Annotated in this window: 13 protein-coding genes; 7 read left to right on the forward strand and 6 right to left on the reverse strand. The window is 37.5% G+C overall.

Annotation, left to right across the window (positions count from 1 at the left end; translation table 11 throughout):
• Window positions 1-63: 63 nt before the first annotated feature.
• Both ESZ48_RS00205 and ESZ48_RS00210 read right to left on the reverse strand, forming a co-directional pair.
• Window positions 64-771 carry a zinc metallopeptidase gene (locus tag ESZ48_RS00205; protein WP_223266320.1) on the reverse strand — a complete coding sequence of 236 codons (708 nt, stop codon included), beginning with the start codon at window positions 769-771 and terminating at the stop codon, window positions 64-66.
• A 209-nt stretch (window positions 772-980) separates the two neighbouring features.
• Entirely contained in the window at window positions 981-4,391 is a 3,411-nt protein-coding gene (locus tag ESZ48_RS00210) for a leucine--tRNA ligase (protein WP_129015300.1), read from the reverse strand.
• Between the two features lie 138 nt (window positions 4,392-4,529).
• On the opposite strand from ESZ48_RS00210, the gene ESZ48_RS00215 reads away from it, so the two are divergent.
• The 6 genes from ESZ48_RS00215 to ESZ48_RS00240 all read left to right on the forward strand — a co-directional run bounded on the left by ESZ48_RS00215 (window position 4,530) and on the right by ESZ48_RS00240 (window position 9,012).
• A complete protein-coding gene (locus ESZ48_RS00215) occupies window positions 4,530-5,408 on the forward strand; it encodes a cell division protein FtsX (RefSeq protein WP_129015301.1) in 879 nt (292 codons plus the stop codon).
• Window positions 5,409-5,668: 260 nt separating this feature from the next.
• Window positions 5,669-5,938, forward strand: a complete 270-nt coding sequence (locus tag ESZ48_RS00220; protein ID WP_129015302.1) for a DUF3098 domain-containing protein — start codon at window positions 5,669-5,671, stop codon at window positions 5,936-5,938.
• A gap of 72 nt (window positions 5,939-6,010) precedes the next feature.
• Window positions 6,011-6,892, forward strand: a complete 882-nt coding sequence (locus ESZ48_RS00225) for an undecaprenyl-diphosphate phosphatase (protein ID WP_129015303.1) — start codon at window positions 6,011-6,013, stop codon at window positions 6,890-6,892.
• A complete protein-coding gene (gene truB, locus ESZ48_RS00230) occupies window positions 6,885-7,580 on the forward strand; it encodes a tRNA pseudouridine(55) synthase TruB (RefSeq protein WP_129015304.1) in 696 nt (231 codons plus the stop codon). Before ESZ48_RS00225 ends, truB begins: the two co-directional genes overlap by 8 nt.
• A 34-nt stretch (window positions 7,581-7,614) precedes the next feature.
• Window positions 7,615-8,157, forward strand: coding sequence for a hypothetical protein (locus ESZ48_RS00235; protein ID WP_129015305.1), 543 nt, complete (start codon window positions 7,615-7,617; stop codon window positions 8,155-8,157).
• Window positions 8,158-8,226: 69 nt separating this feature from the next.
• Window positions 8,227-9,012 carry an energy transducer TonB family protein gene (locus ESZ48_RS00240; protein ID WP_129015306.1) on the forward strand — a complete coding sequence of 262 codons (786 nt, stop codon included), beginning with the start codon at window positions 8,227-8,229 and terminating at the stop codon, window positions 9,010-9,012.
• A 105-nt stretch (window positions 9,013-9,117) separates the two neighbouring features.
• Here the strand turns inward: ESZ48_RS00240 and ESZ48_RS00245 are convergent, their stop codons facing one another.
• Window positions 9,118-9,741: a thioredoxin family protein gene (locus tag ESZ48_RS00245; protein ID WP_129015307.1), complete on the reverse strand. Its 624-nt coding sequence runs from the start codon at window positions 9,739-9,741 to the stop codon at window positions 9,118-9,120.
• An 88-nt stretch (window positions 9,742-9,829) separates the two neighbouring features.
• Here ESZ48_RS00245 and ESZ48_RS00250 point away from each other — a divergent pair, with 88 nt between their 5' ends.
• Window positions 9,830-10,396 (forward strand): DNA-3-methyladenine glycosylase I, encoded by a 567-nt coding sequence (locus ESZ48_RS00250; RefSeq protein WP_129015308.1) that lies wholly within the window; start codon window positions 9,830-9,832, stop codon window positions 10,394-10,396.
• Between the two features lie 344 nt (window positions 10,397-10,740).
• Here the strand turns inward: ESZ48_RS00250 and aat are convergent, their stop codons facing one another.
• The 3 genes from aat to ESZ48_RS00265 all read right to left on the reverse strand — a co-directional run bounded on the left by aat (window position 10,741) and on the right by ESZ48_RS00265 (window position 12,852).
• Window positions 10,741-11,376: a leucyl/phenylalanyl-tRNA--protein transferase gene (aat, locus tag ESZ48_RS00255; protein ID WP_129015309.1), complete on the reverse strand. Its 636-nt coding sequence runs from the start codon at window positions 11,374-11,376 to the stop codon at window positions 10,741-10,743.
• A gap of 132 nt (window positions 11,377-11,508) precedes the next feature.
• Window positions 11,509-11,883, reverse strand: a complete 375-nt coding sequence (locus ESZ48_RS00260) for a DUF3127 domain-containing protein (protein ID WP_129015310.1) — start codon at window positions 11,881-11,883, stop codon at window positions 11,509-11,511.
• 99 nt (window positions 11,884-11,982) lie between these two features.
• Complete coding sequence (locus ESZ48_RS00265; RefSeq protein WP_129015311.1) at window positions 11,983-12,852, reverse strand: flavin reductase family protein; 870 nt, start codon at window positions 12,850-12,852, stop codon at window positions 11,983-11,985.
• Window positions 12,853-12,857 lie beyond the last annotated feature (5 nt).

Consider the following 12,857-nt stretch of genomic DNA (forward strand, 5'->3'; position numbering starts at 1 on the left):
AAAAACCGAATTTTACCTGATTAAGGTAAATTCGGTTTTTATATTTTTAGAAAAGTATTCTACTTAATCTCTTCCGCCAAAGACTTGCATTGCCCAGTATAACAACGAAGCCAAAGCTCCAATAGCAGCAACCAAGTAGGTTCTTGCAGCCCATTTAAGCGCATCTTCAGATCCTTTGTATTCCTCTGGAGTCAGCATGTTTTTTCCTTTTAACCAAGCCAATGCTCTATTACTCGCATCATATTCCACTGGTAAAGTGATAAAACTAAATAGTGTTGCAAAACTCATAAACACCAATCCGGCGATAGCGATATAATAGCCAAATCCAGCTCCTGCAGCCGCACCAAGAATCAAGCCCCCAATGACTAACCACTGTGACATTCCTGAAGTAACACTTACCACCGGAACTAATGCCGAACGTAATTTCAAAGCACTATAAGCTTGTGCATGTTGCACCGCATGACCACATTCGTGGGCAGCAACTGCAGCAGCGGCAGCGTTACGTTGTGAATATACAGACTCACTTAAGTTAACGGTTTTATTTGCTGGATTGTAATGGTCAGTTAATTGTCCTTTTACGGAAATAACTTCTACATCAGTAATGCCATTATCGGCTAACATTTTCTCAGCAATTTCTTTCCCGCTCATGCCATTTCTTAAATGGATTTGCGAGTATTTTTTAAATTTTTGTTTTAATTGATTGCTCACAAGCCAGCTTACTAGCGCGATGCCTCCAATTAAAATCCAATAGCCCATTCCTATTCCTCCCATGTTGATTTTTATTTTAAATTCTATCTAAATATAACAAAAAGCAAGCCAATTTGACAATAGGAAATTTTGTCAGTTGTTTTGATAATTCTACTTATTAAAAGTATCTACTTCCAAAGCCTGCAACGAGAGATATACCACCTCGTCTTCTGTCTTTTTTCTGAAACAGAAGCCACTCCTCCTTAAAAAGGAAGAGAATTTTTCATGATTTACTATCCTACAATATTTACAATCTTTCCAGGAACCACAATCACTTTTTTAGGCGTGCGTCCTTCCAGTTGTGCCATGGTTTTCTCATGTGCCATCACTGTTTTTTCAATATCTTCCTTAGTCATGTCCATTGGCAACTCCAACGTGAATTTCACTTTACCATTGAAGGAAATTGGATACTTCTTACTGCTTTCCACTAAATATTTTGCATCAAATTTTGGAAATGCTGCAGTAGAAATAGATTCATTATGTCCTAACTGACTCCATAATTCTTCTGAAATATGTGGCGCATAAGGTGATAATAAAATCAACAGAGGTTCCAAAATTTCTTTACTGGTACATTTTAGAGCCGTCAATTCATTCACGGCAATCATAAATGTGGAGACTGAGGTATTGAATGAGAAACTTTCAATGTCTTCCTCAACTTTTTTAATGGTTCTATGGAGTGTTTTTAATTCCTCCCCTAACCCCTCCGAAGGAGGGGAACTGTTGACGTAAAAACTGCCATTCTCCCCTTGGTGGTATAATTTCCAAAGTTTTTTGAGAAACCCATTAACCCCTGAAATTCCTGCGGTGTTCCATGGTTTTGCTTGTTCTAATGGCCCTAGGAACATTTCGTACATGCGCAAACTATCGGCACCATATTGCTCACAAATGGCATCTGGATTGACGACGTTGTATTTGGATTTGGACATTTTTTCGACTTCGCGAGAAACCTTGAATGACCCATCTTCTTCTGTTATAAATTCAGCATCTTTAAACTCAGGTCGCCAATTAATAAAGGCTTCGATATCCAATTCATCTGAAGAATTTACAAAAGAAACATCTGCATGAATACCAGGTCGAATAGTAATTTTATATTCCTCAATATTTTCAAGAATTTGATTATATGCTTTTAAAGCTATTTCATCATTTGGTTTAAACTTAAGAAGTAATTCTTTCAAATATTCTTGGTCAGTTGCTTTTCCATTCGAAAGTAAAATATTAGTATTAATATCATAACCTCCGGCATGATATGCAGTGACACCAAGCTTACCTTTTTCAAAAATAAAACCATCCACTCTTCTTACAAAAGCACTCGTCCCCAAAATCATTCCTTGGTTGATCAACTTTTTAAAGGGCTCTTCAATACTTACAAAACCTCGGTCCTTCATAAATTTCACCCAGAAACGAGAATAAAGTAAATGACCTGTGGCATGCTCGCTGCCACCAATGTATAAATCGACGTCTTTCCAATAGGCTAACGCTTCTTCACTGGCAAATGCCTCATCATTCTGAGCGTCCATATATCTGAAGAAATACCAAGAACTTCCCGCCCAACCTGGCATGGTGTTCAATTCGAGAGGGAAAACCGTTTTATGATCAATCAGTTGATTGCTGACCACTTCACTTTGTTCTACGTCCCAAGCCCAAATATCCGCACGCCCTAAAGGTGGTTCTCCGGTTTCAGTTGGTAAATATTTTTCTACTTCTGGCAAACGGATTGGCAAATGTTTTTTATCAATCATTTGTGGCATGCCGTTCACGTAATACACAGGAAATGGTTCACCCCAATAGCGCTGACGGGAGAAAACCGCATCACGCAATCGGTAATTGATTTTCCCTTCACCCTGATTTAATTTTTCAAGTTCTGAAATGACTTTTTTAGTAGCTTCTTTAAGTGATAAACCGTTAAGAAAATCAGAATTTGCAATCACCACATTGTCCTTAGACACATAAGCTTCTTCAGAAATATCAATCCCTTCAAAAATATTCGGAATTGGAATATTGAAGTGTTTAGCAAAATCGTAATCCCGTTGGTCGCCACAAGGTACGGACATTACCGCCCCTGTTCCGTAACCTGCCAATACATAATCGCCAATCCAGATTGGAATGGGTTCTTTTGAGAAGGGATGTTCGGCATAAGCACCTGTAAAAGCACCAGTGATGGTTTTGACGTCCGACATACGGTCGCGTTCGCTTCGTTTGGCAGTCGACTTTATATAAGCTTCAACTTCATTTTTTTGTTCTGGAGTGGTAATCTGCGAAACTAAATCGTGTTCTGGAGCAAGTGTCATAAAAGAAACTCCAAAAATAGTATCGGGACGCGTCGTAAATACCTGAATCCCCCTAACCCCCGAAGTGGGAACAGAGTAGGCTTTTAAATGACTTTCTATCGTTTTTAATACTGAATCGCAGTCTTCAAAAATTTCGTCATTACGGAATCTTATAACTTTGAAACCTTTATCATTTAATCGTTGTGTTCTTAAGGCATCTTCTTCTATTTGTGAATCATGAATTGCACCATCAATCTCCACAACCAATTTTTTAGACAGACAGACAAAATCAACAATAAAATCATCTATGAGATGCTGTTGCCTAAATTTGTCACCAGTACCTTTAGATCTTAAATGCGACCAAAGTATTTTCTCTGCTTCTGTGGGATTATTTCTCATCGCTTTCGCCTTTTCCAGCAAAAGATGGGCGTTATTTCCACCAGTCATATAACCAGGCTTGGCTATCACGTCAGATTTCTCTTCCCCTTCGGGGAAGGATAGGATGGGGAATGTTACTGTAGCTCCAATAGACTTCCCAATCCAGTTGCGCTGGCTTTCTTTTAACGATTCCGTCCAATCAATATCATTTAAACCTTGCAGCAAGCGTTCGGCATAGGCAGAAATTCGCATACTCCATTGGGTCATTTTCTTTCTGACCACAGAATGGCCACCACGTTCTGAAACGCCGTTGACAATTTCGTCATTTGCCAAAACAGTTCCTAAAGCAGGACACCAATTGACTTCAGTTTCTGCCAAATAGGTCAGTCTGTATTTTAAAAGAATTTCTTGTTGTTTTTCTGACGAGAAAGTGTTCCAGTCTGATGCTGAAAATTTTTCGATATGATCATCACAAACCGCATTAATATTGGCATTTCCTTCAGAAGCAAAAATCGCAATCAATGTATCGATCGGTTCTGCCTTATTGGATGTGTTATTATACCAAGATTCAAACAATTGGATAAAAATCCATTGCGTCCATTTATAATACGACGGATCTGAAGTTCGTACTTCCCTGCTCCAATCGAATGAAAATCCGATTTGATCCAACTGTCTACGATAAGTTTTGATGTTTTCTTCAGTAGTTACAGCAGGATGCTGTCCAGTTTGAATCGCATATTGCTCTGCTGGCAATCCAAAACTGTCGTAACCTTGAGGATGCAATACATTAAAACCTTTGTGACGTTTGTAACGGGAATAAATATCGCTGGCAATATACCCTAACGGATGTCCCACATGAAGCCCCGCACCACTTGGGTAAGGAAACATGTCCAAAACATAATATTTTGGCTTCTCACTGTTATTTGTGGCTTTGAAGGTTTGGTTTTTCGCCCAAAAGTCTTGCCATTTTTTTTCTATCTCGTTAAAATTGTAGTACATAAATCGTAGTATCGTTGATCTCTCGCATTATTCAGACCGCAAATTTAAACTTATTATAACAATGTTGAAAGTTTAAACGTTGTAAACCTTAACAGATTAGATTTCTTTCATATTTTTACAACTTCAACTAAAAATCCTATGAGTTCATCTTTTGACAGATATCAAAAACGGAAGTTAATTTCGTCTTACTTTTCTGTGGTTATCAGTATTGCCTTGGTCCTTTTTTTATTGGGCTGTTTGGGACTTTTGGTATTAAATGCCAAAAAAGTTGCTGACCATTTTAAAGAGCAAGTGGTCGTGACCATTTATCTAAACGATTCTGCTAAAGAAGTTGAAGTGAAACAGCTTGAAAAAAGTCTGGCAATGGCAGAATACACCAAAAGCACAGAGTATGTTTCTAAAGAAGCAGCTGCCGAATCGATGAAAGCAGAAACTGGCGAGGACTTTATGGATTTCGTTGGTTATAATCCGCTACAGAATTCTATTGACGTCCATTTGAAAGCCGATTTCGTTACCACAGAAACTCTTGCTTCCATCACCGAAGAATTGTCCACGAAGAAATTTATTGAAGAAATTCGGTATGATAATGATTTGGTGGAATTGATGAATGACAACGTCAAGAAAATCACCTTTTGGGTTTTGGTCATCAGTGCGATTTTTACTTTGATTGCGGTTTTATTGATCAACAGCTCCATCAGATTGGCAGTGTACTCCAAGCGATTCATCATTAAAACCATGCAGATGGTGGGCGCGACCAAAACATTCATCCGCAGGCCTTTCGTTTATAAAAGTGTACAATTGGGAGTTATTGGAGCCATTATTGCCTTAATTGGAATGGGCATCGTGCTCTATTACCTCAATGAAACGTTTGTGGAATTACAACTACTCTCCAACCCGATATTGATTGGTGGTTTGTTTTTAGCGATTTTCCTATTGGGAATTCTCATTACTTGGATCAGTACTTTTATTGCTACGCAACGTTTCTTGAACTTGAAGACGGACGCCTTGTATTACTAATATAGAAGCAAGACCGCTTCGCTTTTAGATTCAAGAATCAAGACTGAATTCTTAATAATTAATATACACAGCTAGTTTTTATATGAATTTGGATGGATGTCTCAACAACCATCTATAGGCTTTAAAGTCATGAGAAATAATTACATCATAAAGTTATAAGCTTTTTCAAATTCCTCAGCAAACCCGAAGTATTTAGATACTATTAACGAAAAGGTTTAAATAAAACCGTTAATTTGCAGGCTATTATTATTGCAATCGTCATGAAAGAAAAAAAACACAAAGAAAGCGCTAATAACAATTTTATTTTCGGCAAGAAAAACTATAAATTTATGCTCATTGGATTGGGCATTATTGCATTGGGATTTATACTAATGTCTGGTGGCGGTAGTGACGACCCGAATGTTTTTAACCCTGAAATTTTTAATTGGAGACGCATTCGTTTAGCACCTACTCTGGTGTTGATTGGATTTGGCGTTCAAGTATATGCCATTTTATTGGATCCAAACAAAAATCAAAACTCCAAATCTTAAATTCCAAATTCTAATGTCACGCCTATTTCCATCTTCGGGATTTAGGTTTGAATTTTGATAACTAATTATTCTATGAATTTAATTGACGCTATAATTATAGCTATTATTGAAGGTCTTACTGAGTATTTACCTATTTCTTCAACAGCACACATGGGCTTTACAGCAGCTTTAATGGGTTTACCTGAAGGGGAGTTTTTAAAAATGTTTCAGGTTTCCATTCAGTTTGGCGCCATTTTATCAGTGGTTGTTTTATACTGGAAAAAGTTTTTCGATTTTTCCAATCTCGATTTTTATCTCAAATTAGTTGTTGCAGTGCTTCCTGCATTGGTTTTAGGTTATTTATTTGATGATGCAATCGAATCGGTATTAGGAAATCAAATTGCCATTTCGAGCGTATTGATCTTGGGTGGCTTCGTATTGATCTTTGTAGATAAATGGTTTCAAAATCCAAAAATTTTAGACGAAAAAGATATCCCTATTAAAAAAGCACTGATCATTGGTTTTTGGCAATGTTTAGCCATGATGCCTGGCACAAGCCGTTCTGCAGCATCAATTATTGGCGGAATGTCGCAAGGATTGAGCAGAAAAGCTTCGGCCGAGTTTTCGTTTTTCTTAGCTGTACCAACAATGGCAGCCGTGACCGTATATTCAATATTTGTAAAAACCTGGGGAAAAGGAACCATAAATGAAATGAAAGGCTACGAAATGATTTTGCAAGATCAATTTCACATCATGCTGTTTTTAATTGGTAATGTTGTTGCATTTGTTGTTGCTATGATTGCTATAAAATTCTTCATTGCTGTGCTAACTAAATTTGGTTTTAAAGCTTGGGGTTGGTACAGAATTGTGATTGGGATCGTTTTATTAGTGTATTTCTGGAATGTTCCCAACAACGAAATTCAGAATGAAAATATTTCAGAAATAACCGCGATACAACAGTCTACAAATGATTAAAGTAGAAGATTTTCAGGAAGGAAAAGTTCTATTAATTGACAAACCTTTGCATTGGACCTCATTTCAAGTGGTGAACAAACTGCGTTGGGAAATACGTCGCACCTTCAAAATCAAAAAGATTAAAGTAGGTCATGCTGGAACTTTGGATCCTTTGGCTACAGGCTTACTGGTGATCTGTACCGGAAAAATGACCAAAAACATTGATAGTTTCCAAGCACAAATCAAAGAATATACGGGCACTTTTGTTTTAGGAAGCTCAACACCATCTTACGATTTAGAAACTGAAATTGACCACACCTATCTTACTGAACATTTAACCGAGGAATTAATCCGTAATGCTACCCAACAATTTATTGGTGAGATTGCTCAATTCCCACCGGTGTTTTCAGCGCTTAAAAAAGATGGCAAGCGCCTGTATGAATTTGCACGAGCTGGAGAAGCGGTAGATATTCCTTCAAGACAAGTTCATATTTCAGAATTTGAAATCACACGGATCAACAATTTAGAAGTCGAATTCAGGGTAATTTGCAGTAAAGGCACTTATATCCGGTCATTAGCTAATGATTTTGGGAAAGCACTTAATTCTGGCGCTCATTTATCGGCTTTAAGACGGACTAAAATTGGCGATTTTGATGTTGAAAATGCGGTAAGCGTTGAAGAGTTTATCAAAGCCCTGCCTTCGGAATAGTTTTTGATTAAGTAATAGTTCCTAATACCGCTTAATGAAAACACTTGTACTGACTTGTATGTTCTGCTGTTCTTTGTTAGATCTATTTGCACAGGAAGATATCAAATCCAGTGGTCTTTATTATAAAATTTCAGTGGCAGCAACCCTCACAAATAATGAAGAGTACACTATTGGCAATAATGAAGGACATACGTTTATTGAGGTGAATGGTTTGTTCCTCAACAATTCTTTAGGTTATCAATTTGATGGACGCTCCAGTATCGACGTCAACATTGAATATGATTATTATTTGCGACAAGAATTAAATTTTTTACCCGTTCATTTGGGATTTAATTATAATATTCTCGATTTTGACGATGTCCTTTTTATACGAGGTGGTTATGGAAAATTCATTAAAGCTGGAGAAAGTTTTGAGAAGGGAACCATGTATAAAGTGGGAATTGGGTACAGAGCATTTGATGAGAATTTTAAAAACTCATGGTTGATAGGTCTCGATTTTAATAGAAAACGCTTCGGATACAAACAGCAAGAGAAACTTTCAAGTGTCTCCCTTTTTCTTGAATTCATGGTCTTTTAAACTTTTTTACTTAATTTGACGTATATATTGTTGCACAATACAATTGGAAATCATTAAAAAAACGAATTTTTGGAATTTATAGATAAACATAAAGCTTTAATAATTACCACTTTAATCAGTGGTACGTTAGTGCTTGCTATGTTCGCGCTTGGTATCAAACAGCAAACGGAAGTAATGGCTGAAAGCTATTATGAGTTGCCGCCACCTCTAACACCAGAGGAGCAGAAAATACTAGAGGAGTTGGCATTGAGCGATCCTAATATTTCAGAAACCAACAAAGCTTACAACTCCGAACACGAGTTTAAGGAGATTATGAAGAATTTCAAAACGGTCAATTCAGACGATTTTGATAAGAATGCGAAAAAAACAGAAACCGAGGACACTGAAACACCTGAGGAGGTTACGGATGTAGAAAACAAACCTACGGCTGAAGATTATTCCCTCAATGAAAACGAACTGTCATCTTACAGTAAGATCAACAACGTGATCGCGATGCGTTCTGCTGAAAAGCGTCAATCAGCCAAATCAACTGGTAACAATTCCACCAATAACTTATCAAATAATTCTGCGTGGAATACCAATAGCAGTGTTTCTTACAGTTTGGTTAATCGGAAAGACAAACATCTGCCACCTCCGGTATATCTCTGTGAAGAAAGCGGTAAAATAGTGATTAATATTACCGTAAATAATTTGGGCGAAGTCATTGATGCTTATCTCAACACCTCTTCCACTTCAAAAAACGCCTGTCTGATTGAAAGTGCACTGCAATATGCCAATGAGGCGCGTTTTAGCCCTGATGCTTCCAAAACCAAGCAGATTGGTTCTATCACCTATCATTTTAAAGGGAAGAACTAAAATTAGCCCCTCCCTTCAATATATTAAAGTAATAATTCTGATCTTTTCAAAGTGAAGCCAAGCTCTAATGATGATACACTCTCAGAATTTATCAATGTCAACTTTTTAGGAAAGTCCCTCAAGTTTCAATAAATCTGAAATGGTATTTTGACCTTTATCTTTATTGTACCACCCTTGCAAGATTTCCTTAAATTCTTCAGTAATCGTACCATGTTCAGCTAGGTAATCTTTTACCAATTGCGTCGCTGCATCAGGTCTTGGACCAAAAGTTCCGAGAACCTCTCCAGAAGTATTATCAATCATAATCAACTTAGGAATTGATTTCCCGCCATTGGTTAAAAACTGTTGCATAAGTGCATCGTTCTCATCACGTAACACTAATTTTAAATGGATATTGGCGTTCAATTCTGCTATTTTATTGATAACAGGAATTACGTGTGCCGCATCACCGCACCAACTTTCAGTAAGCACCAACCAGGTGACATCTCCTTTGTATGACTTTATTTTTTCTTGAGCTTCTTCTGAAACCTTAATCGTTTTATCCCAACGTTTCATGCGCTGCTCATTCAAAACCGTATAGGCAACCATGTCAAGACTTTTGTCCAATCCTGTTGTGGCTTGGGTTTTAACTAAATCAGCCATTAACAATCTGTATTCTTTATATGACATACTGTTGTCCAAGCTTTCTTTAATGATTTTTTTTATTTCGTTTTGAGTGATAGTATCCATAAATATATTTTTTGCAAATTTAACCCTATTTTATGTCTTATTGGGTAACCCTTGTTACATTAGTAATTCTAATCAAATTACCTAGAAAATGGGAAAACAGAGATGCGGTTGGTGCAAAGGTGATGCGCTTTATGAGCAATATCACGATAGAGAATGGGGTGTTCCGGTAAAAGACGACGACACACTTTTTGAGTTTTTAGTCTTGGAAACCTTTCAGGCAGGATTGAGTTGGATTACCATTTTACGCAAGCGCGAAAATTTCAGAACAGCCTTTGACCAATTTGATTACAAAAAAATAGCACACTACAATCAAGATAAAATTGACAGCCTACTTCAAGATGCCGGTATTATCAGAAACAAATTGAAAGTCCATGCAACGGTTGCCAACGCGAAGCTCTTTATGAAGGTTCAGGAGGAATTTGGTTCTTTTTCCAACTATGTCTGGGGATTTGTAGATGGCAAACCCATCAAGAATAAAGTTAAAAACTACAAAGAGGCAGCTCCAACTACAGCCCAAAGTGATGCGTTGAGTAAAGATTTAAAAAAACGAGGCTTTAAGTTTGTGGGTTCTACGGTCATGTATGCCTATATGCAAGCGGTAGGGATGGTGAATGATCATGAGGTGGATTGTTTTAGGTACGAGGAGATTCATTAATGCCAAAGATGATTTTGATTGACGAAAATTAAAAAGCTATTCCACAAAGGTGTACGAAGGAGGCACAAAGTCTTCAATAAGCTGACAACTTATGACTATCACTGCAGACTGTGGACTGAGGACTGAGGACTGAGGACTAAAAAAGTCATTCCTCAAAAAATTTTGTCAAATTCTCCTTAGTGTTTTTTGTGACTTCTTTGTGTCTTTTGTGAAATAACCACTATGGTTTTACAAAAAAACTAAAAAAGTTTATAATCGTCGCAAAATTAGAATTTGGAACTTGAAACCTGGAATTTGGAATTTGGAATTTGGAACTTGGAACTTGGAACTTGGAACTTTAATAACTAACTCTCTTTCAAATATTCCAAAAACTCACTTCGTTCCATCTCTTCAGCACCCAAACTTGCCAAATGATTGGTGTACACCTGACAATCGATAAGCTTGTAGTTTGTGTTTTGGATAAAGGTGATAAAAGCCACTTTGCTCGCGTTACTTACTTTTGTGAACATGCTCTCACCACAAAAAACACCATTCCCCAGATCAATTCCATAGAGACCACCTACCAAGCTCTCATTCTGCCAGACCTCAACAGAAGTAGCGTAACCCAAATGATGTAGTTTGGTATATGCTTTAATCATTTCATCTGTTATCCAGGTGCCAGCCTGCCCTCCACGTTTGGCTTTTGAGCACTCTGAAATAACCGAATTAAAATCCTTGTTGACGGTGACGGTGAACTCTTTATTCCGAAGAATTTGAGACATACTTTTCGAAACTTTCAAGCGATCAGGAAGGAGAACAAACCTCGGATTTGGAGACCACCATAAAATCAAATCGCCATCATCATTAAACCAAGGGAAGATGCCATTTCTATAAGCTAAAAGCAAGCGCTCCACTGACAAGTCGCCACCAATAGCCAACAAGCCATCTGGGTCGGCTTGAGCTGGATTTGGGAATTCGATTTTATCGGTTAAAAAAATCATGGGTTACACTTTTATCAATGCTAAATATCAAAAAAAAACCTCAACGTTTATAGCATTGAGGTTTTTTTATAGGATTTCCGCTTCCAAACATTTCGACAATCTCAACGTTTCAAAGTGGAAAATTCTGTTGACTTAAAACGGTAGATCGTCGTGATCGTCTTCTTTTAAATCGTTTGCTGGTTGAAACGCTTCAGCAGGAGCTGCAGGAGGCATGCCTCCAGAAGAACCTTCTTGTAAACTCTCAATACGCCATCCTTGGATAGCGTTGAAATATTTAGTTTCGCCTTGTGGATTCACCCATTCTCTACCTCTCAAATTGATGCTGATCTTCACATTTTGACCAACTTGATAATTGTTTAACAAATCGGTCTTATCCTGTACGAACTCAACCAGAATATGTTGAGGGTATTGATCTTCTGTAGTCACTACCACTTCTCTTTTTCTGAACCCACCACTTCCAACAGTTTGAGTTTCTCCTACCATTTTGATTTTTCCTTGTACTTCCATTTGACTAATTTTTATTATTCCTATTTATTATTATTCTCTATTATTGATTATTGTTCTTTATTGCTCTGAATTTTGAATTTTCAATCCTAAACTCCAAAATTAAGAAAGCAGCAACTTCCAAGCACTGTCAACATCGCCATAGCTAAGGTAATTTCTGGCCATTTTGTGTTTTTCACGATGTGTCATTTCCTTAATTCCCTCATGATGTTCACCGACGCTCTTTATAAAATCCGCAATATCCTCTTCCGTTGGGAACCTTTCAATATTGCCCAACATGCCTAGGTCATTGCCAGTAAAAATCATACTGTTTTTAATTTCATCTGGCATCGCATCAATTCCGATACCGATGGTTCGCAATGGTTTTGGCACTTTAAAAAAGCCGGTTTTAGCTCGGCTATAATAATCGCCTCCCGCTCTTGCCACCAAATCAAGTTTTTCCTGATCGATCATTTCATTGGCATCCAAAATTTCCTTCGAAATATGAATTTTAACCACTTCACAAATAACCAAGTTACCTGCACCGCCTTCTGTGCCTAATTTTATAATTTCATTGACCTTGCACTCCAATTGGATTGGCGATTCTGCTACCCTAAAAGGTTTTACAAGATCTGATTTTAGCATGGTCAGACCTGCTTTCTCAAATTCATTAATATCTTTTTCATACTCTGTACTACTTAATGACGCTTGGTGCACCAAATCATAGTTGACAACATTTATTACAACTTCCTTCGTGGCTTCAACATTCTCCAAGGTATGTTTCACGCTATTGTTCCTCACGCGCCTTGCGGGCGAAAAAATGAGTATTGGCGGATTAGCACTAAACACATTAAAGAAACTAAAAGGTGATAAATTTGGATTCCCATCCGCATCCACAGTACTTGCAAAGGCAATTGGCCGCGGGGCCACAGCACTTAACAAATAACCATGTAATTTACCTGTTTCCAGGTCTTTAGCTTCAAAACTTACCATCTAAA

Source organism: Gelidibacter gilvus (assembly GCF_004115975.1).
GTDB classification, from domain to species: Bacteria; Bacteroidota; Bacteroidia; order Flavobacteriales; family Flavobacteriaceae; genus Gelidibacter; species Gelidibacter gilvus.